Consider the following 26,956-nt stretch of genomic DNA (forward strand, 5'->3'; position numbering starts at 1 on the left):
CGATCCATGGACTTGGCTGTCAAGGTCGGGCCCGGACGGTTTCGGAGCTATTGTCTGGACTAGGAGGAGTTGATAACGTCCAGCCCAAACGGCTGACGGAAGGACCCCCGGCGAGTCATGGCCATCTCAACGCAGTCCTCGCGGTACGCAGCGCCACACCCGGTCGACGTCGCGCAGGGCTGGGAGCTCGAACGGGTCACCGCGCCCAGCCGGCTGTTCGGTGCCAACGGTTTGCGCGCCGGCCCGGACGGTCGCATCTACATCGCCCAGGTGACCGGCAGTCAGATCAGCGCGCTGGATCACCGCACCGGGGAATTGGTGACCGCCAGCCCCAAGGGTGGCGACATCGTGGCGCCCGACGACGTCGCGTTCGACCCCAGCGGCAACTTATACGCGACCGAGGTGATGGACGGCCGGGTCAGCGTGCGCGACACCAGCGGTCGAACCCGGGTGTTGCGTGACGACGTACCCTCGGCCAACGGCATCACCTTCCATGGGGGCCGGTTGTTCATCGGCGAGTGCCGCGAGGGCGGGCGGCTGCTGGAGTTCGACCTGGCGGGCGGACCGCCACGGGTGCTCTTGGAGAACGTGCCGTCCCCGAATGCGATGGAGGTCGGCCCCGACGGCCTGCTCTACTTCCCGGTGATGGGCGCCAACGAAATCTGGCGCATCGATCCCGACGGCGGCGAACCACAGTGTGTCGCACGCGATCTCGGTGTGCCCGACTCGGTCAAGTTCGACGCGCAGGGCTACATCGTCTCGACGCAGGTCGCGAGCGGACAGGTGCTGCGCATCGATCCCCGCAGCGGCGAACAGCGTCTGCTCGCCCAGCTGAATCCGGGCCTGGACAACTGCACCTTCGTCGGCGACCAGCTGTTCGTCTCCAACTTCACCGGCGAGATCACCGAGATATCGCCAAACGGCACAACACGATCCGTGTTGGCAGGCGGGCTCAACTGGCCGATGGACCTGGCGGTGGGCAACGACGGACAGCTCTACGTCGCCGACGGCACCTACTTCTACGTCGCCCTGCCCGACGGCTCCTTGCACACCGCGGGAATGCTGTTCAGCCCCGGTTATCCCGGATTCCTGCGTGGCGTTGTGGCGAGCGGACCCGGCGAGTTCGTCGTGACGACGTCCGGCGGTCAGGTCAGCCGCTACCGGCCCGAGGCGAGCGAAAGCGAAGTACTGGCAGACGGTTTCGACCAGCTCTACGGCGTCGCCCTGAGCGCCGGTGGTGTGGTGTTCGCGGAATTGGGCACCGGGCGGGTGCTGTCATGGGAGTCCGGTGGTCTCGAGGTGCTGGCCACCGATCTGCGCGAGCCGGTCGGCGTCGCGATCGACGCCGACGGGGCCTGCCTGGTCGCGGAGGCCGGAGCCGGTCGCGTGGTCAGGGTGAACGGGTCGAGGACCGACACCGTTGTCTCCGATCTACAACGCCCGCAAGGGATTCTAGTCCGCGACGGTGTGCTCTACGTCGTCGACGCCGGGGCCAAGGAGTTGATCGCGTTCGATCTGGCCGGTGGCGCACGGCGCACGATCGCGTCCGGGCTGCCGGTCGGTCCCCCGCCCGGTGTGACGCCCAAGCCGTTGCGCGGCATGCCACCGTTTTCCGGGCCGCAGGGGCCCTTTGCCGGGATCGCCGCCGCGGCCGACGGGACGCTGTACATCTCGGCCGACGGCGACGGTAGCGTGCTGGCACTGCGCCAGACCACGGACGGCGGCTGATGCCCCAGGCCATCGCGGGCGACCACCGCTACCTACAGATCGCACGCACGCTGCGTAAGGAGATCGTCGACGGCGTCTACCCGGTGGGCTCGCAGCTGCCGACCGAGCACCAATTGTGCGAGCGTTTCGCGGTGAGCCGCTATACCGTCCGCGAAGCGCTGCGCCGGTTGCGGGAGGACAACCTGGTCGCGTCTCGACCGCGGGCGGGCACCCGGGTGGTTCCCCGTCCGGCATCGAGTTCCTATGCCCAGGACGCACTCTCGATCGACGACCTGCTCGCGTTCGCGGCCGGCGCGCAGCTGACCATCGAATCCAACGCGATGGTGACGATCGACGACGACCTCGCGGCTCGGACCGGACTCGAGGTCGGCAGCCAGTGGCTGTCGGTCCGCGGCTACCGGCAGGCCGACGGGGCGTCGGTGCCGATGTGCCGCACGGAGTACTACATCAGCCGGAGTTTCGCCGCGGTCGGCAGGCTGCTGCAACGCCATGCCGGCCCCATTTTTCCGTTGATCGAGGACCTGTTCGGCGTCAGCATCGCGCAGTTGCACCAGGAGATCGCCGCCGTCCTGCTATCGCCAGAACTGGCCGACGGCCTGGGCGTCGAAGCGGGGACGGCCGCGCTGCAGATGCGGCGCACGTACACGACCTCCGACGGCGAGGTGGCTCAGGTGACGATCAACACCCACCTCTCGTCGAGGTTTCGCTACGCGATGACCATGCGTCGCGTGACTGGTCAGGCCGGTTGAGGTGATCACCCGGGCCGCGCACGACACCGCACTTGCCTCCGAGGCATATCGCCGCTCGCTGTGGGTGCACACCACGTTGGCCGATTCACTGCGCACCGCGGCGGAGCTATCACCGGGGCGAACGGTTCTGGTGGACAAAGACATTCGGCTGGATTGCGCCTCACTGTACGCACAGGCCAGCGCGCTGGCGGCAGCGATGCTGGCGCGGATGCCGACCGGCAGCGTCGTGTCGTTCATGCTGCCGAACTGGCACGAGGCCGCCGTCGTCTATCTGGCCGCGACACTGGCCGGAATGGTGGTGAACCCGATCCTGCCCTCGCTGCGCGACCACGACCTGCGTTTTGTCCTCGAAGACGCGTCTACTGCAATGGTTTTCGTCCCGGGTCACTACGGCGGGCATGACTACGCGGGGATGCTCGAACGCGTGACGGCCGCGCTGAGCCCGGCGCCGGCCGTGGTGGTGGTGCGCGGCGACCCCGGTCCGCACACCTCGTACGCAGCGCTACTGGCCGAGCGGCGCGACGCGGCATTTCCGGCGCTGGATCCCGATGCCGTGCGGATGATTCTCTACACATCCGGCACCACAAGTCGCCCGAAAGGCGTCCTGCACACCCATAATTCGATACACGCCCTGATCTTTCAGATCCGCGACCACTGGATGATCGAACCCGGCGACAAATTCCTGGTCCCGTCGCCGATCGCCCACATCGGTGGCTCTATATACGCGTTCGAATGCCCGCTGCTGCTGGGAACGACGGCAGTGCTGATGGACCGCTGGGAACCTTCGCAGGCGGTCGCGTTGATGGACGCCGAACGCTGTACCCACATGGCCGGGGCCACCCCGTTTTTGCAGCAGCTGTTGTCCGCCGCCCAGCGCGCCGAAACCCACCTGCCCGACTTGAAGGTGTTCGTCTGCGGCGGCGCATCCGTATCGCCGCCGCTGATCCGCCGCGCTACCCAGTATTTCGAGCATGCGGTGGTCACCCGGGTGTACGGATGCACGGAAGTGCCCGTCGCGACGGTCGGCGCCCCGCGGCCCGGCGAAGCCGATCACGCGGCGGACACCGACGGCAGGCCCGGGATCGCCGAGATCAAGCTCGTCGCGCACGAGGCGGCGCCCGCCGGTGACGGGGAGATCTGTGTGCGCGGCCCGCAGATGCTGGTGGGCTACCGTCATCCCGAAGACGAATCTTTGGATTCCGCAGGCTTTTTCCGCACCGGGGACCTCGGGCGCTGGGTCGATCAGAAGTACCTGGTCGTGACCGGCCGGGCCAAGGACGTCATCATCCGCAGCGGTGAGAACATTTCGGCCAAGGAGGTCGAGGACCTGCTCGCCGACCATCCCGGCATCGCCGAAATCGCGGTCGTCGGACTGCCCGACGAGCGCACCGGCGAGCGGGCGTGTGCCGTGATCGTTCCCTCGGGCACCGAGCACCCGGACGTCGCGAGTCTGCTTGCGCTGCTGGTGAGCAAGGGCGTCGCCAAATTCAAGGCACCGGAACAGGTCGTGATCGCCGACGCGCTGCCGAAGAACGACGCCGGAAAGGTTCTCAAGCATCGGATCCGGGCGTCATTGCTGCGGACGGGAACCGAGGATGGGTGAGATGCAGGTCGCTATCGTCACGGGAGCCAGCAGCGGTATCGGCTTGGGCTGCGCGGTAAAACTGGCCGAAATGGGCATGGCGGTCGTGGGCAGCGGCCGGGACCGAGACCGGCTCGCCGAACTCGAAAAGGCGATCGGCGATCCGGATCGCGTCGCCACCCTCGCGGTCGACCTGACCGACGATGACGCGCCGCGACGCATCGTGGACCTCGCGGTCGGGCGATGGGGTCGCATCGACTTCCTGATCAACAACGCCGGCGTGGGCAGCCCCAAACCGCTGCACGAGACGGACGACGAAACCCTGGACTATTTCCTGGGTTTGATGCTGCGGGCACCGTTTCGGCTCGCTCGCGAGGTGCTGCCGCACATGTCACCCGGATCGGCGATCATCAACGTGACGTCGACATTCGCGGTCGTCGGCGGCTTGCGCGGCGGCGCCTACTCCGCCGCCAAGGGCGGGCTGACCGCCCTGACCACCCACATCGCCTGCCAGTACGGCGCGTCGGGGATCCGCTGCAATGCCGTCGCACCCGGGGTGACGGTGACGCCAATGGTCGAGAAGCGCTTGGCGGACGAGCGATTCCGCAAGATCAACACCGAGATGACCCCGCATCAACGGTTGGGCCGCATCGACGACATCGCCAGCACCGTCGCCTTCCTGTGCTCGCCGGGCGGAAGTTTCATCAACGGCCAAACGATCGTCGTGGACGGCGGCTGGAGTTCGACGAAGTACCTGTCCGAGTCCGCGCTGAATTCGCGGTGGATCGAGCAATGAATCTGTTTGCGATGCTCGAGCAGGCCGCAAGCCGGTTCCCCGATCGCGGCGCCGTGTACCTCGGCAATCACCGGGTCTGCACGTGGGTTGAGTTGCGGGACAGGGCGTTACGCCTGGCCGCGTCGATCCGCCAACAGCACGGGGCGGGTGCTCGTATCGCGATCGCGACCCACAACCGCCCCGAGATCATCGAGTTGATGTTCGCGATCTGGGCCGCCGAGTGCGTCGTCGTCCCGATCAACTACAAGCTGCATCCGCGCGAGATGGCGCAGATCCTCGAGGACGCGGGCGCGGCTCGGGTGTTCGCCTCGTCCGCCATCGGCGGCGAGCTTGCGTCGTTGACCGCGACACCGACGGAAGTCATTGACTCCGGGGACTATTCGCGACGATTCGCCGCCGCGCCGTGGGCTCCGCCGCGCACCGACCCGGCGGCGCTGGCGTGGCTGTTCTACACCAGCGGAACCACCGGCCGGTCCAAGGGCGCGATGCTGTCGCACCGCAACCTCACGGCGATGACGGTCGCCCACCTGGCCGACATCGACGATCCGGACGAGGGCTGCAGCCTCGTGCATGCGGCGCCGATGTCGCACGGCTCCGGCCTGTACGTGCTGCCGTACGTGCTGCGCGCCGCCCGTCAGGTGGTGCCGTCCTCGGGTGCATTCGATCCCGACGAGTTTCTCGATCTCTGCGCGCAGCACCCGGCCGCCAGCGCATTTCTGGCTCCCACGATGGTGCAGCGGCTGGTCGATACGGGCCGCGGCCGTACGGCCAGTCTCAAGAAGATCGTCTACGGCGGTGGGCCCATGTATGTCGAAAGCCTGCGCAAGGCGATCACGGCGTTCGGCCCGATCTTCGCGCAGATTTACGGGCAGGGCGAGTCCCCGATGACCATCACCGGGCTGCGCGGCGTCGATCACGAGTCGGGCGACGACGCCATTCTCGGTTCGGTCGGTTATGCGCGCTCGGGAATGGAGGTCGCGGTGCTGCGCGCGGACGGTCAGCGGGCACCCGTCGGCGAGATCGGCGAAATCGTCTGCAGCGGAGACGCGGTGATGTCCGGATACTGGCGAAACCCCGACGCGACCGCTGCCACGCTCAAAGATGGCTGGCTCTACACCGGTGACATGGGTTCCTTCGACTCGCGGGGTTATCTGACGCTGCGCGATCGGTCGAAAGATGTTGTCATCAGCGGTGGGAGCAACATCTACCCCCGGGAGGTGGAGGAGGTGCTGCTCGAGCACCCCGGAGTCGCCGAGGCATGCGTGGTGGGCACGCCCGACGCCGAGTGGGGCGAGGTGGTGGTCGCGTTCATCGTCGGCGCGGTCGACCCGGCCGCTTTGGACGCGCATCTGTTGCGGCGCATTGCCCGTTTCAAACGACCCAAGCGGTACGAATTCGTCGACGAGTTACCGAAAAACAGCTACGGCAAGGTGCTCAGGCGGGAACTGCGGGCCAGCTTGGCGCGGTGAGCCCGCGGCGAATGCCGAGAGAAATCAAGGAGGTCGCAATGAAGTGTCGTGCCGCGGTGATTCGCGGGGTCGGCCAGGACTGGGAGATCCGCGAGATCGAGCTAGATCCGCCCCGCGCCGGTGAGGTCCTGGTGCGGATGGCCGTCGCCGGGGTCTGCCACTCCGACGACCACCTGTTCACCGGCGACGTCGTGCCGACCCCCGAGGTGCTGGCCGCCAGCGGCCAGCCCGCACCGGACTGGTTCCCGCTGCTCGGCGGTCACGAGGGTGCCGGTGCGGTCGCCGAGGTCGGGCCGGGCGTGACGACGGTGCGGCCCGGCGATCACGTGGCGCTGTCGTTCATTCCGGCGTGCGGCAGTTGCCGGTTCTGCGTGAACGGGCAGAGCTACATCTGCGACATCGGCGCCAGCCTGTTCCGGCGGGAGATGCCGACCGACGGAACGTGTCGCCGGCACCTCGGCGACGAAAACCTGTTGGCCTACGGTCAACTCGGCACGTTTGCCGAATATGCGGTGCTGTCGGAGAAGTCCGTCATCAAGATCGACGACGCGATCCCCTTCCATGCCGCCTCCCTGGTGTCGTGCGGGGTCAGCACCGGCTGGGGCTCCGCGACGATCTCGGCCGGCACCGAGCCCGGCGACACCGTCGTGGTCATCGGCACCGGCGGGGTCGGGATGAACGCCCTGCAGGGCGCGCGAGCTGTCGGCGCAACCTATGTTGTCGGGGTGGATCCGGTTGACTCCAAACGGGATTCGGCCAAGTTCTTCGGGGCCACCCATACCGCCGCGTCGGCCGAGGAAGCGATCCCGTTGGTCAGGGAGATCACCGGCGGCCTGATGGCCGACCGGGTGGTGGTCTGTCCCGGCGTGGTGCACGTCGACTTGATCCCGTTGGCGCTCACGCTGCTGCGCAAGGGCGGGATCTGCGTGCTCACCGGTATCACCCCGTACACCGAACCTCCGACACCGTTGGTTCTGCAGGAGATGACGCTGTCGGCCAAACAACTCCGCGGGGCTCTGTACGGCGGGATGAACCCGCGCACCAGCGTGCCGCTGCTGTTGTCGTTGTATCAGGCGGGCGCACTCAAACTCGACGAGCTGGTCACCCGCCACTATCGGCTCGAGGACATCAACGAGGCGATGACGGATTTGCGCGAGGGCCGCAACATTCGCGGCGTGATCGATTTCGCCGGTACGTGATCGCGGGCGCAGATCATCCGGACTCGAAGTGACTCCGAATGCCGGCCAGCATCTTGATGTGTGCCTTGACCCCCTCGCGGACGGTCACCCCGGCCAACGGCCGCGGGGCGGTGAACCCTATCCGCTCGGTGACCCGGGTGCCGCCGTCGACCGGTTCGAAACTCACCGTGCCGCGCAGCCGCACCCCGGGTGACTGATCGGCCTCGGTGAGCACAACGCCGCTGGCGGGCACTCGCAGCCTGGCCTGATAGGAGGTGCGGATCGTGAATGGCCCCAACGGGATTCGGTCGACCACCCGGTAGGTCTGCTGGTAGCCGTCCTGGGTTTCGCTGCGGGACACCGATTCCACGGACACGATCAGCGGGTGGACGAGCTTGATGTTGTTCAGGTCCACGTAATAGTCGCGCACCGCGTCGGGCGGCGCGGGCACCAGCTCGGACAGCGTCCGGTCGGTGTGCACGGTCCACCAGCTCATGGAGGAAATCTAGCCCGGGGATGCGGGAAAGGCCCGCGGGCGTAACGCCACGCGACATTCTGTCGGGTTTTTCGACCGTGGCGTTACGCTCGGCGCAGACAGCGGAGCGGAGGCGACATGGGCAACCAAGGTCACGTGGTCGAGCGCTACCTGGAATGCCTGGCCGCCCACGACTGGGACGGACTGGCCGACACCATCGCCGAGGAAGGCCTGACCCGGGAGGGTCCGTTCTGCGATGTCGTCGACGGCAAGGCGCGCTACGTCGCCTATCTGCGCAAGGTATGCACCAATCTCAAGGGCCACCGGTTGCACGTGCAGCGGGTCTCACACGTGGACTCCCGGATGTCGTTCGCCGAGCTGTCCGAGACGTTCGAGATCGACGGCGTCGCGACGACGTGGCCCGAATGCATCCTGTTCGAGCAAGACAACGACGGCTTGATCGCTCGGGTCAGCGTGTTTTTCAAGCAGCGCCACGCCGACAACACGTAGCGGTCTATTCCCTCGCTCGCGGAATTGACCTAACGTGTCAGGGATGGAGGCAGATGCGACTCCGGAGTCGGTAGCGGTCGAGAAATTGCACTCGGGCGACCCGATCACCGATTGTGGCCAGCGGTACATTGTTCTCGAATCGAAATCCCTCGGCGATAGCTGCGTAGTTCTCGAACTGGAGTCCCGGGTGGATCACCAGCTGCAGGTCATCGAGAAGTCCTTCCCGGCCGGATACCAGGTCGACAGGGCACACCACCGAATTCTGTAAAGCGAATTCACGCGTCGGAAAATAATGCGCGAGTAGCCGTGGGACGGCTACCGCGCATTCGTGTTATTCGGGCCTAATTCCGGGCAATCAAACGCGTTTACGCGGCGGCCGTTGGTCGTTGGGATCGTTCGGGTCGGGTTCGCCGAACCACCGCGACGGCTCGTGCTGCCCGTAGGCGTCATGCCAGTCCCACCACTCGTACGGCGCGGTCTGCGGGTACCCCGGCGGCGAGTCCTCCCAGGCCTCCTGGCGCCCCAGCGCCGTCATGTCCAGGAAGCTCCACGTGTTGCCCAGCACCTCGTCGCCCCGGTTGTTGATGAAGTAGGTGCGGAAAACCCGGTCGCCGTCCCGGATGAAGGCGTTCGTGCCGTGCCACTCGTGCACGCCGAAGTCGACATCGAAGCTGTCCGTGATCGTGTACCACGGCATTTGCCAGCCCATCCGCGCCTTGAGGCGGTCGATGTCGGGCTGGGGTGCACGCGAGGCGAACACCAAGGTGGTGTCGCGCGCGTTGAGATGGGCGAGATTCCCGATGTGGTCGGCGATCATCGAGCAGCCGCGGCAGGCGTGGTCGGGCCAGCCGTGGACGTCGGGCCCGAAAAAGGCACGGTAGACGATCAACTGGCGCCGGCCTTCGAAGAGCTCCAGCAGGTTCACCCGGCCGTCCGGCGCATCGAATTCGTACTGCTGGTCCACTGCCAGCCACGGCATGCGCCGCCGCATGGCCGCCAGCGCATCATGGGCGCGCAGCACCTCCTTCTCCTTGACCAGCAGCCGCTGATGCTCGGCCGCCCACTCCTGCGCCGACACGATCGGTGGTGTGTCCATTGTGTTGTCCGCCTTTCGATTTGATGTCAGGTCAGAGATGACAGGCCCGACGCGGTGAGCAGATACGAGCCGTGGTGCCCGGGTTCGCCGCCGGCGATCGCCGATACCGAGGAGCCGACCAGTTCGGCGGTCAGCGCCGGCCCGGTCGACGCGACGAAGGTGTCGACGTCGACGCCTTGACGCTCGGCATAGGCCGCAACGGCCTTCGCGCCCAGCTCGGTGGCCGCCGTCAGCCGCGGCAGTACCGAGACGAAGGTGATGCCCAGCCCGGCCCGGTCCGACTCCCCCGCCGCATAGCCGGCGATGAACCGCACCGTCGACTTCGCCCCCGCATAGCCACCGGACAGTGGCGACCCGTTGACCGCGGCGCCGCTGGACATCAGGATGACCGCGCTGCCCGGCGCCAACGGGCGCGCCAGCGCGTGGCGGGTCCAGTGAAACGCTTGCGCGACATCAACATTCCAGTTGGCGCTGAAGGTTTCCCAGCTCTGCTCCTGCAGCGGGCTCATCCGCGGGGCGGAGCCGGCGCACAGCACCAGCGTGCGCGGGTTGTACTTGTCGATCAGCTCGCCGGCCGTGGCCGGGTCGGCGGCGTCGGCGACCACCGGGATGAAGGAGTCGCCGAGTTCACCGCGAACCTCGTCGAGCAGGGCGGCGGTGCGTGCGATGCCGACGACCCCGGCACCGGCTTCGGTCAGCGCGGCCGCGATCGCGCGACCGAACCCGCGACTCGCACCGGTCACGATCGCGGTGGTGCCCGCAAGTTTCTGGTTGGACCGGTTCATTTGCGTACTCGCTTCCTTGGTGAACTCTGCCGGTGCAACCCCGGCGTGGCTAGACATCCACTGGTTCAGATACGGCGCTTCGACCGAATTGATCGGCCGAAGGGCGATGAATTTCGCCGGCCCGATGTCTCTGTAGAAGGAGTAGCGTTTCGGCCCACCCCGCGAGACATAGGAGAGCGCCGGTGCCGGCTCAGCAGGATTTCATCGAGCAGGCCGCCCCGTATCGCGGCGAGTTGATTGCGCACTGTTACCGGATGCTCGGCTCGGTGCACGACGCCGAAGACCTCGTCCAGGAGACCTATCTGCGCGGCTGGCGTGGTTATCAGGCATTCGAGGAGCGCGCCGCGCTGCGGACCTGGCTGTACCGGATCGCCACCACGGCATGCCTGCGCGCGCTGGAGAACCGCGCCCGCCGCGTGCTGCCGGCCGGCCTGGGCGACAGCTCAATTGACCCGGATACCGACCTCGACGGCGGCGGCGCCGCCCATCAGTGGCTGGAGCCCATCCCCGACACGCGTGTGTTCGCGACGCCGGAAGACACCGTGACGGCGCGGCACAGCGTGCGACTGGCCGTGATGACGGCCCTGCAGGAACTCCCCGCGCGTCAGCGGGCCGTGCTGATTCTGCGTGACGTCGTGCAGTTCAGCGCGGCCGAAGTTGCCGAACTCCTCGACACCACACCCGCCTCGGTCAACAGCGCGCTGCAGCGGGCCCGGGCCCGCCTCGCCGAGGTCTCCCCCACCGAAGACGAGGTGGCCGAGCCCGGCGATGCCAAGCGCCGCGAATTGCTCGACCGCTACTGTGCGGCATTCGAAAGCGCCGATATGGCCGCGCTGACCGAGCTGCTGCAAACGGACGTCAAACTCGAAATGCCGCCGCTGCCGGTGTGGTTCACCGGCCGCGATACCGTGCTGGAATTCCTTGCCGCGCGCGCATTTACAACACCCGGCGACATTGTCATGGTCCCGACCGCCGCGAATGCCCAACCCGCCGTGGCCGAGTACCGCCGCGCCTCCGACGGCGTTATGCGGGCCCATTCGATACACGTCATCACGCCGCGTGCCGATGGCGTTGCCGCCATAACGGTTTTCCTCGACCCGGCCTTGTTCGCGACGTTTGATCTGCCGTCCAGCCGGTAAACTTTCCGAGGGACGCGATTACAGCCGCTGGTAACTCAGCGAATTCCCAGCCACCAAAGCCGTTGGTGTCATCGTACGGCCTGACTTCGGGCGCAGATGTGGACAGGTCCCGAACACCCCAGGATCATTAGCGCGACAGACGTATTTGAAGGATGACCGAATGAAGATTCCGGGTGTAACCAGCGTCGTCGCTGGTCTCACCGACGGAGCTGCCCAGCTGGTGAAAGCAGGTGTGTCCACTGCCGCCGGCGCCGCGGGCGCGGTCCAGGTCCTGGCGAGCCCGGTGGTCGAACTGGCCGGCCCGGTGGTGCAGTCGATGGCCGACTCCACCAGCCGCGCACTCGGGATCACGCCCTCATCCAACGGATCTGCGGGCCCCATCACACCTCCGGTGCGCTGGCAAAGCGGTCGGCGGGTGCACCTGGACCTGGATCCGTTGCTGCCGTTCTCGCGGTGGTACGAGTACTCGGCGGTCGTCGAGGAACCTGTTCGGCGAATTCCGGGCGTGGCCGAGGCCCATGTCGAGGGCTCGCTGGGCCGGTTGGTGTTCGAGCTCTCCGAGGACGCCGAAGACTACGACGACGTCGTGGACGAGGTCCGGTCGACTGTTGCCGCCATTGCCGCGGACCTGGCGACCACCAAGTCGGACGTACCGATTTCCGCGCCGTTCGCCGACCCGGGTAACCCGCTGGCGATCCTGGTGCCGCTCACCTCGGCGGCCATGGACATGGTCGCGATGACCGCCGCCGTCACCGGCTGGGTGACCCGCCTGCCCGCGGCACCGCAGACCACCCGGGCCGCGGCCGCCCTGATCAACCACCAACCGCGCATGGTGTCGGTGCTGGAGTCGCGACTGGGGCGGGTGGGCACCGACATCGTGCTCGCCGCCACCACAGCAGCGGCGCACGGGCTCACCCAATCGTTCGGCACACCGTTTCTCGATATGACGCAACGGACCCTGCAGATCACCGAAGCAGCGGCGCACCGGCGGGTGTGGCGAGAGCGCGAGCCGCACCTGGCCTCGCCCGAGCGGCCGCAGGCTCCGGTGGTCCCGGTCATCTCCTCGGCCGGAGCCAAATCGCACGTCCCACGGCACAGCTGGGCCGCCGCCGCGGCCGGCGAGGCCTCACACGTCGTGGTCGGCGGCGCCATCGACGCGGCGATGGACACCGAGAAGGGCTCGATGGCCGGGCCGGTGGAGTCCTATGTCGAATCGGCGGCCAACGGCTCGCTGATCGCAGCGGCCAGTGCGCTGGTGGCCGGCGGCGGCACCGAAGACGCGGCGGCCGCGATCGAGGCCGGGGTGCCCCGGGCCGCGCACATGGGCCGCCAGGCGTTCGCCTCGACGCTGGGCCGCGGGCTTGCCAACGGCGGACAGCTGGTCCTCGACCCCGGCGCCCTGCGCCGCTTGGACCGGTTGAAAGTGGTCGTCATCGACGGCGCGGCACTGCGCGGTGATCACCGCGCCGTTTTGAAATCGATCGGCGAGGCACCCGGATGGGACGACGACCGCGTTTACGAGGTCGCCGACGCGCTGTTGCACGGTGAAGAGGCTCCCGAGCCCGATCCCGACGAATTGCCCGCCACCGGTGCACACCTGAGATGGGTTCCGCTGCAAGGCCCGTCGGCCACCCCCGCGCAGGGCCTGGAAAGCGCCGACCTCATCGTCGACGGCGAATGCGTCGGCACGGTCGAAGTCGGCTGGGAAGTCGACCCGTACGCGATCCCGTTGCTGCAGACCGCGAATCGGACCGGGGCGCGAGTGGTCTTGCGTCACGTGGCCGGCACCGAGGACCTGACCGCCAGCGTCGCCGCGACACATCCGCCCGGCACACCGCTGCTGACCGTGGTGCGTGACCTGCGCAGCGATCGCGGCCCGGTGTTGCTGATCACCGCCGTGCACCGCGACTTCGCGTCGACCGATACGCTGGCCGCACTGGCTATCGCCGATGTTGGTGTGGCACTTGATGATCCACGCGCCGCGACGCCGTGGACCGCGGACATCATCACCGGCACCGACCTGGCCGACGCGGTTCGGATCCTGTCCGCGATTCCGGTGGCCCGCTCGGCCAGCGAATCGGCGATACACCTAGCCCAGGGCGGCACAACGCTGGCCGGGCTGCTGCTGGTCACCGGCAGCGAGCAGGAGCGGCCCAACAACCCGGCGAGCTTCCGCCGCTGGCTCAACCCGGTCAACGCCGCCGCCGTCACCGCACTGATCGCCGGAACCTTCTCGGCCAGTAGGGTTTTGCGCCTGCCCGACCCCACCCCACAGCCGCTCACCGCCTGGCACGCGCTGGATCCCGAGATCGTGTACTCGCGGCTGGCCGGCGGCTCGCGACCGCTGGCGGTGGAGACCCTGACCCCGTCCTGGCGCCGCCGCCTCGACGACCTGTCCTACAGCCCGCCGTTCGCGGGGCTGCGCGCGCCGCTGCACAACCTGGCGCGGCTGGCCGCGGCTACCCGGGTCGAGCTCTCCGACCCGCTGACCCCGATCCTGGCCGTGGGCGCCGCCGCGTCGGCCATCGTCGGCAGCAACATCGACGCGCTGCTGGTCGGCGGCGTCATGACCGCCAACGCGATAACCGGTGGGGCACAACGGCTGCGGGCCGAAGCAGCCGCTGCCGAACTGTTCGCCGAGCAGGATCAGCTGGTGCGCCGCGTCGCGGTCCCCGCCGTGGCCACCACCCGGCGCCGGCTGGAGGCGGCCCAGCGCGCTACCCGCACTGTCACGGTGTCCGCCAAGTCGCTGCGGCCCGGCGACGTCATCGACCTGGCCGCACCGGAGGTGATTCCGGCCGACGCGCGGCTGCTGGTGGCCGAGGACCTCGAGGTCGACGAGTCGCTGCTCACCGGCGAGTCGCTGCCGGTGGACAAGCAGGTGGAACCCGTCGCCGTCAACGACCCCGAACGGGCGAGCATGCTGTTCGAGGGCAGCACGATCGTCGCGGGCCGCGCTCGCGCGATCGTGGTGGCGACCGGGGTCAATACCGCTGCGCACCGGGCGATTTCGGCGGTGGCCGACGTCGAGACGGCGGCCGGAGTCCAGGCCCGGCTGCGCGAGCTCACTTCCAAGGTGCTGCCGCTGACCCTGACCGGTGGCGCCGCGGTGACCGCCCTGGCGTTGCTGCGCCGCGCGTCGCTGCGGCAGGCGGTCGCCGATGGCGTCGCGATCGCGGTGGCCGCCGTTCCGGAGGGTCTACCGCTGGTCGCCACGCTGTCCCAGCTGGCCGCGGCTCAGCGCCTGACGTCGCACGGGGTGCTGGTCCGCTCGCCACGCACGATCGAAGCCCTGGGCCGCGTCGACACCGTATGTTTCGACAAGACAGGCACTCTCACCGAGAACCGGCTGCGTGTGCTGTGCGCGATGCCGCACGATGCCCGGCCGGGCGATCCATTCCCGGAAGCCGAGGATCCGCGCTCGGCCGCGGTGCTGCGGGCGGCCGCCTGGGCCTCCCCGCAGCCCCAGGACGGTCAGGGCCACGCGCACGCCACCGACGAGGCCATCATCACCGCGGCGAGTTTCCTTCTCACCAAGAACAAGGCGGGTTGGCGGCTGCTCGCCGAGGTGCCGTTCGAGTCCAGCCGTGGTTACGCCGCCGCGATCGGCACCCTGAGCGCGGAGGCGGACAAGCCGGTGCTGATGCTCAAGGGCGCGCCCGAGGTGGTGTTGCCCCGTTGCCGGTTCGCCGACCCGGAAGCCGACCGTGCGCATGCGGAGTCGGTGGTGCGCAGCCTCGCCGAGCGGGGCTTGCGGGTGCTGGCGGTGGCCCGGCGCCCCTGGCCCAACGGGACCACTCACGATGAGGACACCGATGTCGACGCGGTCGACACCTACGCGCAGGAGCTCGAGTTGCTGGGCTACGTCGGGCTGGCCGACACCGCACGGGCATCGTCGCGCCCGCTGATCGAGGCGCTGGAAGCCGCCGGCCGCGAGGTGGTGCTGATCACCGGCGACCACCCGATCACCGCGCGGGCGATCGCCCGCCAGCTGGGACTTCCGGCGGATGCCCGGGTCATCACCGGCACCGATCTGGCCGGTCTCGACGAGGACGCCGCCGCCAAGGTCGTATCGAACGTGCAGGTGTTCGCCCGCGTCAGCCCGGAGCAGAAGGTGCAGATCGTGGCGGCGCTGCAACGCTGCGGGCGGGTGACGGCGATGGTCGGCGACGGCGCCAACGACGCCGCCGCGATCCGGATGGCCGACGTGGGCATCGGCGTGAGCGGCCGCGGTTCGTCGGCCGCCCGCAGCGCCGCCGACATCGTCTTGACCGACCGCGACCTGTCCGTGCTGCTCGACGCGCTGGTCGAGGGCCGCAGCATGTGGGCCGGCGTTCGCGACGCCGTCACCATCCTGGTCGGCGGCAACGTCGGCGAGGTGCTGTTCACCATCATCGGGACCGCGTTCGGCCAGGGCCGCGCGCCGGTGGGAACCCGTCAGCTGCTGCTGGTGAACCTGCTCACCGACATGTTCCCCGCGCTGGCGGTTGCCGTAACCTCGCAGTACGTCGAACCCGACGAGGCCGAGTACGAATCCGAGGAACAGGCCGAAAAGGCCCGCGCCGCACACCGACTCGCGGTGCTGACCGGACCCACCCCGTCGCTCGATGCCCCGCTGATGCGCCAGATCGTCACCCGCGGCGTCGTCACGGCCGCCGGCGCTACCGCCGCCTGGACCATCGGCCGCTGGACACCGGGCAGCGAGCGCCGGACGGCGACAATGGGATTGACGGCCCTGGTGACGACGCAGCTCGCCCAGACCCTGCTGACACGCCAGCACAGTCCGCTCGTCGTGGCGACCGCGCTGGGCAGCGCGGGCGTCTTGGTCGGCATCGTTCAGACCCCGGTGATCAGCCAGTTCTTCGGATGCACGCCGCTGGGACCGGTCGCGTGGTCGGGCGTGATGGGCGCCACCGCGGGCGCCACCGCGATCTCGTGGCTGGCACCCAACTGGCTGAACAAGACCGTCGGCGTCCTCCAGCCCGACGGCGCGGCCGAAGACGAGCAGGACACCCCGGAGGCTTAGGTCGCCAGTTCCTTCCGGATGACCTTGCCGGCGGGGTTGCGCGGAATGCTGTCGACGACGTGGATATCCCTGGGCTGTTCGAAGCGAGAAACCTTGTCCTTCAAGTACTCCCGTAGCGCCGCGACATCGATTTGACGCGCGGCGCGAGCCACGACGAAGGCGGCCAGCCGGCGTCCGAACTGTTCGTCGGCAACCCCGACGACGGCGTTCTCGGCGACGTCGGGATACGCGGCGAGCGCGTTCTCCAGCGCCCGCGGGTACACGTTTTCACCACCCGACACGATCATGTCGTCCTCGCGGCCGACGATGTAGAGCCGGCCCGAGTTGTCCAGATAGCCCATGTCGCCGGTGCTGGTCATCTGGTCGATGACGGCCTTGTCGGCACCGCCGATGTAACCCTTGGTCGTCAGCTCGCCGCCCACGAAAATCCGGCCCGTCACGCGCGGCCCGACGGCCCGGCCGGTTTTGTCGAAGATCCGAACCGGGCATCCCGCGACCGGCCGCCCCACCGTGTCGGGGGCATGACGCAACTCCAAAGGTGTTGCCAAAGCGCCGATTCCGACCTCGGTGGAACCGTATCCGTTGTAGAGGATGTCGCCGTAGGAGTCCATGAAGCGGCGCGCCAGGCTCGGATCAAGCCGATCACCGCTGGATATCACGACCTGAAGCGACAACGGGTTTCGCATCCGCACCCGTTGCGGTAAATCCATGATGCGCGCCAGCATGATCGGGACCACGCTGAGCGCGTCGGCGCGCTGCAGCGATGCCTGGGCCAGCGTCGTCTCGGCATCGAAGCGCCGATGCGTCAGAACCGTGCCGCCCAGGCTGACGGTGAGCATCAGCATGCCCAGGCCGAGGCCGTGAAACATCGGTACCGCCACCGCGATTCGTGATCCGACGCGCAGCCCGGTGCGCTGGAGAATGGTCATGCCGACGCCCACTCCCGAACTCATCCGAGGCATCCGCGGAACGCCCTTTGGCACACCCGTGGTACCCGAGGTCAGCAGAATCAGTCGACCGGACTCGACGACGCGCGGTCGCGGCGCGCCCGGCCGGATCAGCACGGTTGCCGGATCGATCACGCCGACCGACGGCGCGGCGTCGGCGACCCGATCGACAAACTCGTTGTCGCAGAACATGTTTCTGATCTGGTGTGAATCCAGCGCATCCGCGAGAGCCGTGCTGCGAAACTCCGTGTTCACCAGCACCACGTCGGCTCCGACCAGGGCCGCGGCGAACACGGAAGCCGCGAAGTCACTGCCGTTGCGGCACATGATCCCCACCGCCTCGCCCGGGCCGGCGCCATCGCGGACGAGCTCGTGAGCGAGCGCCTCGGCCTTGCACTGCAACTCGCGGTAGCTCAGTGCCCCCTCGTCGTCGATGATCGCCGTGCGCTCCGGCCAGCGCGCCGCCGCGACAGCCAGCAGCGTGGACAGGTTGGTGCCGCCCCGATAGACCTCGCGGATCAGCCGCACCGCCGCGATCGGGGTGGGCACACTCAGCAGCCGCGACGACAACAGGGCCCGGGCCGTCGTGGCGGCCACACCGTCGGTCATCCCCGGTCCTTTCGTCCGCGCGAATCGGCGAAGAACCGGCGATGCCACAACCGGGCGGCCCAGTCGGCCGGACCGGCCAGCAGCACCGAGGCCAGCTCGGCCGGAAACACCCAGGGCGGTTCGTTGCTGCGCGGACGCTCGATGACCGCCTTGGCGATGGCGTCGGCGGCCTCGTCGGGGGACAGACCGGGAAGGCGGCCCAGGATCGGCGTCGGTGCGATCATCCGCGTGCGCACCAGGGCGAAGTACACCGACGTGACGTCGACACCGTCGGCGTGCAATTCCGGCGCCACGCTGCGCAGCCAGCGGTCGAAAGCGCCCTTGGACGCCTGATACGCGCCCCATTGCGGACCCGGCACCACCCGCACGCCGACGCTCGACACGTTCACGATGTGGCCGCGGCCGTTTTCCCGCATGGCCGGCAGCAGTCCCAGCAGCAGCCAGATCGGCCCCAGGTAGTTGATGTCGATGGTGCGCTGGAAATCGTGTGGGCGGTCGTACTGGTGATGCAGCGAACGGCGCAGCGATTTGCCGGCATTGCTGACCACGATGTCGAGCGGGCCGTGGTTCTCGGTGATCTGTTTGGTCAGCACGTGGACGGCGGCCTCGTCGCTCAGATCGGTCGGATAGGCGATGGCGTTCCCGCCACCGGCGTTGATCGCCGCGGCGAGGTCGTCGAGGCGCTCCGCCGATCGCGCGACGACCAGCACCGTCGCTCCGGCCGCCGCCAGCCTGCGGGCAGTCGCCTCACCGATGCCGTAGGACGCACCGGTGACCAGGACCGTCTTGCCCGAAACCGCGGCGCGCAGCCTGTCGGGATCCGCCACCCGCGCCGGGTTGGCCAATCGGTCCGTCGCCGTCTTCAAGGCCTGGCCTATCAAGTTCACCTTCACACCGCATTCACCGAGATGGCGTGCCGAGTCCGGGTGCAGCGCTGCTTTCCCAACGCTTTGCGACTCGTAACCTACAGCTACCAGACCACCCGCACAGGCCGAACCGGTGGTCCCGGCTAAACGTGACGCGGTGTTAGTTCACGATTCGCGGCGGTCGGCGTCGGATGCGACTTCTTCAGCGGTGCCGGCGGTTTCGTCGCAGGGGTCCTCATGCCAATCGCCGAACGGGTCCGGGTAGCCGCCCCACTTCCGTGGTTGCGCCATTTCCGCGTCGGTGAGCAGCGCTCCGTACAGGGCGTCGAGAATGTCGGGGGCTTGCGCGCCGCAGGTCAACACCGTCATCGCCGTGTGCCGGTCACCGAACCGGAACTCCCATTGCAGCTCGGCGAAGAGGCGCCGTTCTGCGTCGATATCGGCCACTTCCTGCGCGGTCATGGCCGCCAGCCACTTTCCCGCGCACGCGACCCGCATGCCTGCGCCGGCCGACTCCAGCCACATGACCTGGTCGGGCCGGCTGGCCAGCCATAGCCGGCCGCGGGCGCGCACCACGCCGGTCAGCAGCAGATCCACCGCGGCATGCAGGCGTTCCGGGTGAAACGGGCGGCGGGCGTTGAATTCGACGATTTGCACCGCCCCGTCGGCTCCCAGTGGCGGCCGGCCCGCCAGCAGCCAGCCGTGCGGATGGTCGCTGAGGCCGCGGCGCGCGCCCTCTTCCAGGTTGGCCAGCGCCGTCTCGAGGCGCTCGATGCCCACGGTGAGGCGCGCCCGCGGAGCCAGCCTGCGCAGCACGGCCAGTGTCACGGGCTCGGGGCGGGTCAGCACCAGCACGTCGGCGAACTCGGCCTGACAGACGACGGCCTGGGCCATCGTGCGGCCGTCCCCCAGCACCGCGTCCCCGAGGGCGCGGGTTAGCCAAGTGCGGGAGTCGATGCACGTCACCACCCCGGCGATCGCCACGTCCAGGGCGGCCGGGCCGTCGGGGTAGTCGGGACCGATGCGCACCCGGACATGATTGATCGCCACGCAGATGGGCTCGGGCTCCAGCCACTCGGACAGATGCACGACGATCCGCTCGACGCCGGCATGGCGGGATAGCGTGCGCAGCAGCGCCAGCAGGTCGTTGCGGACGGTGCAGGACACGCACCCGTGCGCCAGCTCCAATGCGTCCTCGGCGGTGGTGAATTCGCCCTTGCACAACATGGCCGTCGTGCGCCGCACCACGTGACCGTCGAACCGATGCTCGACGACCACGGTCCCGGCCCGGCGCAGGAATGTCCCCGCCACCGCGTCGGTGTCGCCCTGACCCGCTACCAGCACCACCGGCGTCCGCATGCCCACTCCTTATTGCAAATGGTTTTCAATAATGCCTTCGCCACGGTACAGTGCCGGACGGGGCTTGTCGAAAATGATTTTCAATAACCTGCTGTCGTGGAGAGGAGACGTCATGCCCATGCACTGTCAGGTCACCGGCCGCACAGTGGGTTTCGGTAACGCGGTGTCGCACTCGCATCGCCGAACCAAGCGCCGGTGGTCACCCAATATCCAGACCAAGACGTATTACCTGCCGTCGGAGGGCGGGCGCGTCACGTTGCGGGTGAGCGCCAAGGGAATCAAGGTCGTCGACCGCGACGGGATCGAGGCCGTGGTCGCGCGACTGCGCCGAGAGGGTCAGCGGATCTGATGGCTCGCAACGAGATTCGACCCATCGTGACGCTGCGCTCGACGGCGGGCACCGGATACACCTACAACACCCGCAAGAACCGGCGCAACGACCCCGACCGGCTCACGTTGCGTAAGTACGACCCGGTGGTCCGCCGCCACGTCGAGTTCCGGGAGGAACGCTGAATGGCCAAGAAATCCAAGATCGTCAAGAACGACCAGCGTCGCGCGATCGTCGCCCGCTACGCCGAACGGCGCGCCGGCCTCAAGGAGATCATCCGATCGCCGCGCAGCACACCCGAGCAGCGGCTGGCCGCACAACAGGCACTGGCCCGCCAGCCGCGCGACGCCAGCGCGGTGCGGGTACGCAACCGCGACGCGGTCGACGGTCGTCCCCGCGGGCACCTGCGCAAGTTCGGGCTGTCCCGGGTGCGGATGCGGGAGCTGGTGCATCAGGGCCAGCTTCCCGGCGTGCGGAAGGCGAGTTGGTAGATGGCCGGCAAATCGAAAACCCGGCCCAGCCGGACTCAGCCGATCGAGAAGAAGCGAAACCTGCTGAGCAGCCTCGGCCTCAAGTACGTTGACTACAAAGATATTACGACGTTGCGGATGTTCATGTCCGAGCGCGGCCGAATCCGGTCCCGCCGCGTCACCGGCCTGACGGTGCAGCAACAACGGCAGGTGGCCACCGCGATCAGGAACGCCCGCGAGATGGCGCTGTTGCCTTACATCAACGAGCGCTAGTCGCGGATGAAACCCTTGTTGCGCATCAGCACGTCCGCGAGGAATCCGTCGTGCGGGATTTCGGGCGCGCCGTAGAAAGTCGGATGGTTTCCGCGGTAGACGTTGCTGACGGTCGGGTCACCGAGCACGCTGTCGATCAGGTCGTCGTCGCCGGTAATCACGGTAATTACCAATGAGTTTCGCAACGGCGCCAGGCCGGCCTCGCGCGACCAGGGCGACACCCACACGCAGGGGAACGGTAGTTCGATGTTGAGCCTGTCGACATCGGGCTCGGTCAACAGATGCACGGCCGGACGCAGGGCGGCATAGCCATCACCCACCGCGGCGACGACCTGATCCGCGCCGAGCAGCGCGGTGGTGCCCGCGGCCTTCGTCGCCAGATAGTTCGCCAGCGCCTGCGCCTTTTCCACGGGCTGAGTGGGCAGGATCGCCCGCTCGTCCTCGGTGGGTAGCGGCTCGATCGTCGCCAACTTCTCGGCGATCGCCGCGGCCAGCGGGGCCGAGTCGCCCTCGTAGAGCACTGCGGTGGTGTTAACGCACGCCATACCACCGAGATTCGCGATCGAGTCAACGATCAGATCGAGGTAGTCGCGCCAATCGCGGTCGGCGGTGATCAGGAGCTTGGCGCGGCCCGGCCCGTTCACCATCACCGTCGGATCGGCGGCGTATTTGTCGACGACGTCCTGGCCGCCGTACACCATGGCGAGATCGGCGCGGCGGATGATCTCGTCGGCGCCACCATGATCGGTGGGCAGAAATACGACGTCCTCGGGCCGAAATCCCGCTTGGCGCAAAGCGCTAACGAGCCGGTGCCCGGTGAAGGGTTCGCGTCGCGACGGGCGCACCGCGACCCGGTAGCCCAGGGCGAGTGCTTGCGGCCACAGGCCGTGTACCCCCGGGCCGTTGCCCGCGGCGTGCACGGCGAACACCTCGCCGCGCCGCGTCCAGACCGCACTGCCGGCGCGGGTGCGTTCCTCGCGCCAGTCGCGGACCGCGCCGATCGGCTGGGCCGGGCGCACCGCGTCGAATGCGTGGGCAACGGCGCCCGCCACATTGCGGGCCCCGGCGCGGGTGACCACGATCGGCACTCCCGAAATCCGGCTGGCGAGTTCGACATACGCGTCGAAGCCCAGGCCGCCGATTTCCCCGGTCGCAAAGATATCGGCCGCGGCAGCCAATGCCTTTTCCCGCTCCGCGACCGGCAGCGGCGCGACCTTGCGCTGCGCACCGATGGTGCGCGATACATACAGCGGCGCCACCTTACTCAGCTCGGCGACCGGTACCCCGGCGGTGCTGGTGACAATTTCGCGGTTGCGGGTCCGGTACTCGCCGCTGGGCCCCAGCGCGTCCAGCAATACCAGGTCGGTTGTCACACTTGGAGTTTCGCCGGTCACCTCAGTACACGCCCTCGATGACGGCCTCGCCCTCGAAGGTGGTGACCGGCCGTACCGCGCTGACCGAATCGCTGAGTTGCCCAGCGGGGCCCGGCATCCGGATCGCCATGTCGCGTTCCAGGTTGTTCGGCAGGAACATGCCCTTGCTGATGTGGTTCATCACCACCTGGCCGAGCTCACCGTAGGGCACCTGCTCTCCGGTGTCGGGATCGATCACCCAGAACACGACGTAGGGCGTGCGCGGGTCGAAAACGAATGCGTCGCCCTCGATTCGGGTGACCGCCTGCGACAGAATCATGGTGCTGCCGAACGCCATCGTGATGGTCGTCTCGGGGAAGATGTCGCGCAGCAGGTCCAGCGTGTCGGCGTCCGCGTGCGCACCGCTGAGCAACAGGTAACGAATCTTGGCGTTCACCAAGTCCACCAAGTCGTCGTTGCGGGCAATCGCCTCCAGCAACGGCGGGGTGGCGTGCAGGTTCGCGACGTTCTGCGTCTGCAGAACGTGCACCGCCTGCTCGAGGACGTGGTCGACATAGGCCGCCACTTCACCGACGGCATTGCGCGCGGCGATCTTCTTCACCCAGCGGGGATCGATGTCGATCGCGTGAAACGCCGAGCCGAGCCGCTCGGCGACCAGCCGCGAGAAAAACCCGACGCCGTGCGGGCCGCTCGGCATCAGGCACAGGAAGCCCTGGCCCCGTCGAAAGCCGCCGCCGGCGAAGTCCTCGGTTTGCCATTCGATGACTTGCGCGACCCAATCCGGAAGTTGCGCAGTACGTTTCGGCGCCCCGGTGGTGCCACCGGATTCGAAAACCTGCGGCACCGGAGGCGGTGAGCCGTACCCGCGCGGGATCAGATCTTCGACCGGCACATTGCGCAGCTCGCTGAGCAGGTTCGGAAACAACCGCAAATCGGTGAAGGTCTTGATATCGGTCAACGGGTCGAAGTCCAGCGTCTTGGCAATCCGCAGCCAAAAGGCCGAGCCGGTGTCCTCGCCGAAGTGCCAGGCGATCGCCGTGCGCAGGAACGCGTCGACGTCGTCGACCGGTGCCGATCTCGGGACGTCCAACAACGAAAAGTCGATATCGGCCATGCCACCGATCCTGTCGCATGCCGGTCCCGCCCGCCAAGCTGGCTGCGGTCTCGCCGGGCATACAGCGACTGAACGTTGGTCCATGCCGCGGCGAATTCCGGGTTACCGCAAGGGTTTCACTTGCCCGTGCCGCCCAGCCAGGCCGTGATCGCCTCGTTGAAGGCCGGATAGATGTCCTGATAGGTACCGTCGCGTTCGGCGAACCGGAAATTCTTGACGCGCTCCACCACGATCTCCTCGGCCTGCGGCTCGGATCGCAACAGGGCCATCGTCTCGGCGACGTAGTCGTCCAGCGGCATCGCCCGCGGGTCGAATCCGCGCTCGCCCTGCAGCGCGGTCTGCACATGCGGCGGAATGATCTCGATGACCTGCACCGCGGTGTCGCGAAGCTGGAAGCGCAGCGACTGGGTGTAGGAGTGCAGTGCGGCCTTGGAGGCGCAGTAGGTCGGTGTGAGCGCACTGGGCATGAACGCCAGGCCCGACGTGACGTTCAGGATCGCCGCGCGCGGCTTTCGCAGCAGCGCCGGCAACAACGTCGAGATGAGCCGGATCGGGCCCATCAGGTTGATCGCGATGCTCTGCTCCGCCGCGCCGGCGTTGCTGGCGGTGAGATCCTCGACGCGCTGCGTCCCGGCGTTGTTGACCAGGACGTTGAAGTCCGGATAGCGGTCTGTCAGCTCGACGGCGAACCGCCTGACATCGGCCGCGTCGGATTGATCCAGCGACAGGTAGCCGATACCGGGGTTTGCCTCGACGACGGCCTGCAGCAGCGCACGACGGCGGCCCGCGATCACTACCTGGTTGCCGAGCCGGTGCAACGACTCCGCCAAACCGCGGCCGATTCCGGTGCCGCCGCCAGTGACCAGCACGGTATTGCCCGTCATTTGCATGCTTGTGCTCCTCACGCTCGGGGCTGACGTAGCGCAATGCCCCAATCTACTGTGGCGCAGCCCACAGTTTCCGACCCGTACGTGGTCAGCTCGTATGCGCGAAAAACATACTTGCCATACAAGACATTCATTTCACAAATAATGGGGCGGGGCGCAGAGTCGAAGGGAGACAGAGCAATCCGACAGTGAGGAAATCCGATGCGGTACGTCGCCCTAGAGGAAGCCTTTTTCATCCCCGAGCTGGCCGAGCGCCAGCCCACCACGCAGCATCAGCAGCTACAGAAGCGCATGACGCCGGAATGCGCCCGGCGCTGCGCGCTCCGGCTGCCCGACCTGGGCGAGCACCGGCTGGCCGAGATGGACGACGCCGGCATCGACATTCAGGTGCTCTCCCTGACGTCTCCCGGTCTGCAGGTCGACATCGACGCCGAACGGGCCCGCGACAACGCGCGCTTCGCCAACGACCACCTGGCGAAGGCGATCAGTGAAAATCCGGATCGATTCCGCGGATTCGCGGCGTTGCCCCTGCAGGATCCCGCCGCCGCGGTGGCCGAGCTGGAACGCGCCGTAACCCAGGACGGCTTCTGCGGCGCCCTGGTCAATGACTGCATCACCGGACCCGGTGGCCGTTACCTGGATGCACCCGAATACGACGAGCTGTGGGCGGCGCTGGAATCCCTGGGCGTGCCGCTGTATCTGCACCCCGGCGCACCACCGGCCGATCACTGGAAGGTCATCGAGGGGCGACCGGAGCTGTACGGCGCGACCTGGAGCTGGGCCGCCGAGGTCAGCGGTCATGCGCTGCGGATCCTGTTCAGCGGCGTGTTCGACCGGCATCCGTCCGCGACCATGATTCTGGGCCACATGGGTGAATTCCTGCCGTTTCAGCGCAGCCGAATCGACTCCCGGTTCGCGTCGACGTCACATTCGACGACCAGCACGCTGCAGCGCGCGCCGTCGGCCTACCTCGGCACCAACATCGTCTTCACCAACAGTGGCGTGTTTTCACCGGCGGTGATGCTGGGAGCCGTGCTGGAGGTCGGCGCCGACGCGCTGATGTTCTCCATCGACTATCCGTACGAGTCCTCTTACGACGCGGTCCGGGGATTCGAGCAGACGACGCTGTCCGCCGGCGACCGAGAGAAGATCGCGCACGGCAATGCCGAACGGCTGCTGCGGATCGCCTAGCCGGCGCGGTTGTGCAGCCGGCGCGGGTCAACGCCCGCCCGGCGCCACGCCGTCACCGCCCACGGCGTGTACAGGAACCAGAGCGGCAACCGGTTGAGCACCGGATTCAACGCGCGCACGACGGCGGCGAATCGCTGAAACCGCTTCTCCTTCTTGGTATCCCACTCCAGCCGGCACACGTCGCGCATCTGCGGCGGCATGGTTCCGACCAGCACGAGGCGAGTGTAAGCGTTCAGCGGCGCGGACAGGATCTTCCACAGCGGCTTGGGCATCCAGCGCGGTCCCGGAATCCCCTTGCGGATATAGCCGGTGCCGTACAGGACGGTCTTGTGCGGCACGAACCGCTCGAGCATGTCGTCCCAATAGGTGACGAAGTCGGCGTAGGTCTCCGGTTGGCCGCGCCCGCTGACGCCGTAGAGGCTGTACCAGACCTTGCCTTCGCTGAAGATCTGTTCCTTCTCGGCGTCCGACAGCCGCCGGATGAACATGTCGGTGTTGTAGATGACCTGGTCGACGAAAGTGGCGTGCGCCCAATAGAACAACTCGGGATTCAGGGCGTGATACCGGGAGCCGTCGCTGATGGTGCCTTTGATCGGTTTGTGGAAGTCGCGGACCTTGCGACCCCACTCGTGTGGGTTGTCGGAGTAGACGGTCTTCATCAGCGGCGGTGCGGTTCGCTTGGCCCGGCCCAACGTGTCGCTGAAGATCACCGAGTGATCGAGCACGCCCTGGGCAAGCTGCTCGATGCAGTTCTCGACGCCGGCGACGCGCTGAAACCCGAAGAATTGCGTCCGGTGATCGCCGTAGAACTTCCAGATCAGCGAGTCTGGCCCCAGCCGCGGCGCGGTCTCGGCAATCTCGTCGTCGACCGGCATCGGGACCGCTTCGCGCACGCCGACGTCAAAACTCGGGCCGGCCAACTCGTCGTGCTGGGCGGTCATGCCCACCTCCCCCGAAGCAACCGCCGTGAAGCAGTGACACGAAAGTGTATCTTTGTTTCAGGCTA

At 67.8% G+C, this 26,956-nt stretch carries 25 protein-coding genes; 15 read left to right on the forward strand and 10 right to left on the reverse strand.

The features are described 5' to 3' along the window. Nucleotides 1–117: 117 nt before the first annotated feature. Genes G6N55_RS16225 through G6N55_RS16250 form a run of 6 tightly spaced genes read left to right on the forward strand, consistent with a single transcriptional unit; the run spans nucleotide 118 to nucleotide 7,523 of the window. On the forward strand, nucleotides 118–1,728 hold the full coding sequence (locus G6N55_RS16225) for a Vgb family protein (RefSeq protein ID WP_085222333.1): 1,611 nt from the start codon (nucleotides 118–120) through the stop codon (nucleotides 1,726–1,728). Further along, complete coding sequence (locus G6N55_RS16230) at nucleotides 1,728–2,477, forward strand: GntR family transcriptional regulator (protein ID WP_085222332.1); 750 nt, start codon at nucleotides 1,728–1,730, stop codon at nucleotides 2,475–2,477. The genes G6N55_RS16225 and G6N55_RS16230 overlap by 1 nt, the downstream gene beginning before the upstream one ends. A 1-nt stretch (nucleotide 2,478) precedes the next feature. Then, nucleotides 2,479–4,080, forward strand: coding sequence for an AMP-binding protein (locus G6N55_RS16235; protein ID WP_085222331.1), 1,602 nt, complete (start codon nucleotides 2,479–2,481; stop codon nucleotides 4,078–4,080). After that, entirely contained in the window at nucleotides 4,073–4,855 is a 783-nt protein-coding gene (locus G6N55_RS16240; protein WP_085222330.1) for an SDR family NAD(P)-dependent oxidoreductase, read from the forward strand. The genes G6N55_RS16235 and G6N55_RS16240 overlap by 8 nt, the downstream gene beginning before the upstream one ends. Further along, the gene (locus G6N55_RS16245; protein ID WP_179968075.1) at nucleotides 4,852–6,324 is read left to right on the forward strand and encodes an AMP-binding protein; all 1,473 of its coding nucleotides are present in this window, start codon (nucleotides 4,852–4,854) and stop codon (nucleotides 6,322–6,324) included. Before G6N55_RS16240 ends, G6N55_RS16245 begins: the two co-directional genes overlap by 4 nt. Nucleotides 6,325–6,380: 56 nt before the next feature. After that, a complete protein-coding gene (locus G6N55_RS16250) occupies nucleotides 6,381–7,523 on the forward strand; it encodes an NDMA-dependent alcohol dehydrogenase (protein WP_085222979.1) in 1,143 nt (380 codons plus the stop codon). Between the two features lie 13 nt (nucleotides 7,524–7,536). On the opposite strand, the gene G6N55_RS16255 is transcribed toward G6N55_RS16250, so the two are convergent. Further along, nucleotides 7,537–7,998, reverse strand: a complete 462-nt coding sequence (locus tag G6N55_RS16255; RefSeq protein WP_085222328.1) for an SRPBCC family protein — start codon at nucleotides 7,996–7,998, stop codon at nucleotides 7,537–7,539. Nucleotides 7,999–8,115: 117 nt separating this feature from the next. Between G6N55_RS16255 and G6N55_RS16260 the strand changes: the two genes are divergently transcribed. Continuing rightward, nucleotides 8,116–8,487 (forward strand): nuclear transport factor 2 family protein, encoded by a 372-nt coding sequence (locus tag G6N55_RS16260; protein ID WP_036465861.1) that lies wholly within the window; start codon nucleotides 8,116–8,118, stop codon nucleotides 8,485–8,487. Between the two features lie 43 nt (nucleotides 8,488–8,530). Then, nucleotides 8,531–8,755 carry a hypothetical protein gene (locus tag G6N55_RS16265; protein WP_036465859.1) on the forward strand — a complete coding sequence of 75 codons (225 nt, stop codon included), beginning with the start codon at nucleotides 8,531–8,533 and terminating at the stop codon, nucleotides 8,753–8,755. Between the two features lie 87 nt (nucleotides 8,756–8,842). On the opposite strand, the gene G6N55_RS16270 is transcribed toward G6N55_RS16265, so the two are convergent. Continuing rightward, on the reverse strand, nucleotides 8,843–9,583 hold the full coding sequence (locus G6N55_RS16270; RefSeq protein WP_085222327.1) for a DUF899 domain-containing protein: 741 nt from the start codon (nucleotides 9,581–9,583) through the stop codon (nucleotides 8,843–8,845). A 26-nt stretch (nucleotides 9,584–9,609) separates the two neighbouring features. Then, nucleotides 9,610–10,368, reverse strand: a complete 759-nt coding sequence (locus tag G6N55_RS16275) for an SDR family NAD(P)-dependent oxidoreductase (protein WP_085222326.1) — start codon at nucleotides 10,366–10,368, stop codon at nucleotides 9,610–9,612. Nucleotides 10,369–10,478: 110 nt separating this feature from the next. Here G6N55_RS16275 and G6N55_RS16280 point away from each other — a divergent pair, with 110 nt between their 5' ends. Together G6N55_RS16280 and G6N55_RS16285 are read left to right on the forward strand one after the other, a co-directional pair. Further along, nucleotides 10,479–11,507 (forward strand): sigma-70 family RNA polymerase sigma factor, encoded by a 1,029-nt coding sequence (locus G6N55_RS16280; protein WP_085222325.1) that lies wholly within the window; start codon nucleotides 10,479–10,481, stop codon nucleotides 11,505–11,507. Nucleotides 11,508–11,667: 160 nt separating this feature from the next. Continuing rightward, nucleotides 11,668–16,533 (forward strand): cation-translocating P-type ATPase, encoded by a 4,866-nt coding sequence (locus G6N55_RS16285; RefSeq protein ID WP_085222324.1) that lies wholly within the window; start codon nucleotides 11,668–11,670, stop codon nucleotides 16,531–16,533. On the opposite strand, the gene G6N55_RS16290 is transcribed toward G6N55_RS16285, so the two are convergent. The 3 genes from G6N55_RS16290 to mrf form a co-directional block, all read right to left on the reverse strand. Then, nucleotides 16,530–18,089, reverse strand: coding sequence for an AMP-binding protein (locus tag G6N55_RS16290; protein ID WP_085222323.1), 1,560 nt, complete (start codon nucleotides 18,087–18,089; stop codon nucleotides 16,530–16,532). The genes G6N55_RS16285 and G6N55_RS16290 overlap by 4 nt on opposite strands. Beyond that, nucleotides 18,086–18,976: an SDR family NAD(P)-dependent oxidoreductase gene (locus G6N55_RS16295; RefSeq protein ID WP_085222978.1), complete on the reverse strand. Its 891-nt coding sequence runs from the start codon at nucleotides 18,974–18,976 to the stop codon at nucleotides 18,086–18,088. The genes G6N55_RS16290 and G6N55_RS16295 overlap by 4 nt, the downstream gene beginning before the upstream one ends. 144 nt (nucleotides 18,977–19,120) lie before the next feature. Continuing rightward, entirely contained in the window at nucleotides 19,121–20,314 is a 1,194-nt protein-coding gene (gene mrf, locus G6N55_RS16300; RefSeq protein ID WP_085222322.1) for a ribosome hibernation factor-recruiting GTPase MRF, read from the reverse strand. 112 nt (nucleotides 20,315–20,426) lie between these two features. Here mrf and rpmB point away from each other — a divergent pair, with 112 nt between their 5' ends. Genes rpmB through rpsR form a run of 4 tightly spaced genes read left to right on the forward strand, consistent with a single transcriptional unit; the run spans nucleotide 20,427 to nucleotide 21,385 of the window. After that, complete coding sequence (gene rpmB, locus G6N55_RS16305; RefSeq protein WP_085222977.1) at nucleotides 20,427–20,663, forward strand: 50S ribosomal protein L28; 237 nt, start codon at nucleotides 20,427–20,429, stop codon at nucleotides 20,661–20,663. Then, nucleotides 20,663–20,827: a 50S ribosomal protein L33 gene (gene rpmG / locus G6N55_RS16310; protein ID WP_085222321.1), complete on the forward strand. Its 165-nt coding sequence runs from the start codon at nucleotides 20,663–20,665 to the stop codon at nucleotides 20,825–20,827. The genes rpmB and rpmG overlap by 1 nt, the downstream gene beginning before the upstream one ends. Beyond that, entirely contained in the window at nucleotides 20,828–21,133 is a 306-nt protein-coding gene (gene rpsN, locus G6N55_RS16315) for a 30S ribosomal protein S14 (RefSeq protein ID WP_085222320.1), read from the forward strand. Then, a complete protein-coding gene (gene rpsR, locus G6N55_RS16320; RefSeq protein ID WP_085222319.1) occupies nucleotides 21,134–21,385 on the forward strand; it encodes a 30S ribosomal protein S18 in 252 nt (83 codons plus the stop codon). It abuts the gene before it with no gap. Here the strand turns inward: rpsR and G6N55_RS16325 are convergent. From G6N55_RS16325 to G6N55_RS16335, 3 genes are all read right to left on the reverse strand, one after another. Continuing rightward, nucleotides 21,382–22,746, reverse strand: a complete 1,365-nt coding sequence (locus tag G6N55_RS16325) for an aldehyde dehydrogenase family protein (RefSeq protein ID WP_085222976.1) — start codon at nucleotides 22,744–22,746, stop codon at nucleotides 21,382–21,384. The two genes, rpsR and G6N55_RS16325, sit on opposite strands and share 4 nt — an antisense overlap. 34 nt (nucleotides 22,747–22,780) lie before the next feature. Continuing rightward, nucleotides 22,781–23,872, reverse strand: coding sequence for an acyl-CoA synthetase family protein (locus G6N55_RS16330; RefSeq protein WP_085222318.1), 1,092 nt, complete (start codon nucleotides 23,870–23,872; stop codon nucleotides 22,781–22,783). Between the two features lie 116 nt (nucleotides 23,873–23,988). Then, a complete protein-coding gene (locus G6N55_RS16335; RefSeq protein ID WP_085222317.1) occupies nucleotides 23,989–24,762 on the reverse strand; it encodes an SDR family oxidoreductase in 774 nt (257 codons plus the stop codon). Nucleotides 24,763–24,960: 198 nt separating this feature from the next. Here G6N55_RS16335 and G6N55_RS16340 point away from each other — a divergent pair, with 198 nt between their 5' ends. Next, the gene (locus G6N55_RS16340) at nucleotides 24,961–25,950 is read left to right on the forward strand and encodes an amidohydrolase family protein (protein ID WP_085222316.1); all 990 of its coding nucleotides are present in this window, start codon (nucleotides 24,961–24,963) and stop codon (nucleotides 25,948–25,950) included. Here G6N55_RS16340 and G6N55_RS16345 read toward each other — a convergent pair. Continuing rightward, nucleotides 25,947–26,891, reverse strand: coding sequence for an oxygenase MpaB family protein (locus tag G6N55_RS16345; protein ID WP_085222315.1), 945 nt, complete (start codon nucleotides 26,889–26,891; stop codon nucleotides 25,947–25,949). The two genes, G6N55_RS16340 and G6N55_RS16345, sit on opposite strands and share 4 nt — an antisense overlap. Nucleotides 26,892–26,956 lie beyond the last annotated feature (65 nt).

The organism is Mycobacterium florentinum (assembly GCF_010730355.1).
In the GTDB taxonomy this organism is placed as follows: domain Bacteria; phylum Actinomycetota; class Actinomycetes; order Mycobacteriales; family Mycobacteriaceae; genus Mycobacterium; species Mycobacterium florentinum.

Bases quoted from the DNA above. Each gene is read 5' to 3' on its own strand.
- G6N55_RS16225 (WP_085222333.1), top strand. From the start codon at position 118: ATGGCCATCTCAACGCAGTCCTCGCGGTACGCAGCGCCACACCCGGTC.
- G6N55_RS16230 (WP_085222332.1), top strand. From the start codon at position 1,728: ATGCCCCAGGCCATCGCGGGCGACCACCGCTACCTACAGATCGCACGC.
- G6N55_RS16240 (WP_085222330.1), top strand. From the start codon at position 4,073: ATGGGTGAGATGCAGGTCGCTATCGTCACGGGAGCCAGCAGCGGTATC.
- G6N55_RS16245 (WP_179968075.1), top strand. From the start codon at position 4,852: ATGAATCTGTTTGCGATGCTCGAGCAGGCCGCAAGCCGGTTCCCCGAT.
- G6N55_RS16255 (WP_085222328.1), bottom strand. From the start codon at position 7,998: ATGAGCTGGTGGACCGTGCACACCGACCGGACGCTGTCCGAGCTGGTG.
- G6N55_RS16260 (WP_036465861.1), top strand. From the start codon at position 8,116: ATGGGCAACCAAGGTCACGTGGTCGAGCGCTACCTGGAATGCCTGGCC.
- G6N55_RS16265 (WP_036465859.1), top strand. From the start codon at position 8,531: ATGGAGGCAGATGCGACTCCGGAGTCGGTAGCGGTCGAGAAATTGCAC.
- G6N55_RS16270 (WP_085222327.1), bottom strand. From the start codon at position 9,583: ATGGACACACCACCGATCGTGTCGGCGCAGGAGTGGGCGGCCGAGCAT.
- G6N55_RS16275 (WP_085222326.1), bottom strand. From the start codon at position 10,368: ATGAACCGGTCCAACCAGAAACTTGCGGGCACCACCGCGATCGTGACC.
- G6N55_RS16285 (WP_085222324.1), top strand. From the start codon at position 11,668: ATGAAGATTCCGGGTGTAACCAGCGTCGTCGCTGGTCTCACCGACGGA.
- G6N55_RS16290 (WP_085222323.1), bottom strand. From the start codon at position 18,089: ATGACCGACGGTGTGGCCGCCACGACGGCCCGGGCCCTGTTGTCGTCG.
- mrf (WP_085222322.1), bottom strand. From the start codon at position 20,314: ATGCGGACGCCGGTGGTGCTGGTAGCGGGTCAGGGCGACACCGACGCG.
- rpmB (WP_085222977.1), top strand. From the start codon at position 20,427: ATGCCCATGCACTGTCAGGTCACCGGCCGCACAGTGGGTTTCGGTAAC.
- rpmG (WP_085222321.1), top strand. From the start codon at position 20,663: ATGGCTCGCAACGAGATTCGACCCATCGTGACGCTGCGCTCGACGGCG.
- rpsN (WP_085222320.1), top strand. From the start codon at position 20,828: ATGGCCAAGAAATCCAAGATCGTCAAGAACGACCAGCGTCGCGCGATC.
- rpsR (WP_085222319.1), top strand. From the start codon at position 21,134: ATGGCCGGCAAATCGAAAACCCGGCCCAGCCGGACTCAGCCGATCGAG.
- G6N55_RS16330 (WP_085222318.1), bottom strand. From the start codon at position 23,872: ATGGCCGATATCGACTTTTCGTTGTTGGACGTCCCGAGATCGGCACCG.
- G6N55_RS16335 (WP_085222317.1), bottom strand. From the start codon at position 24,762: ATGCAAATGACGGGCAATACCGTGCTGGTCACTGGCGGCGGCACCGGA.
- G6N55_RS16340 (WP_085222316.1), top strand. From the start codon at position 24,961: ATGCGGTACGTCGCCCTAGAGGAAGCCTTTTTCATCCCCGAGCTGGCC.
- G6N55_RS16345 (WP_085222315.1), bottom strand. From the start codon at position 26,891: ATGACCGCCCAGCACGACGAGTTGGCCGGCCCGAGTTTTGACGTCGGC.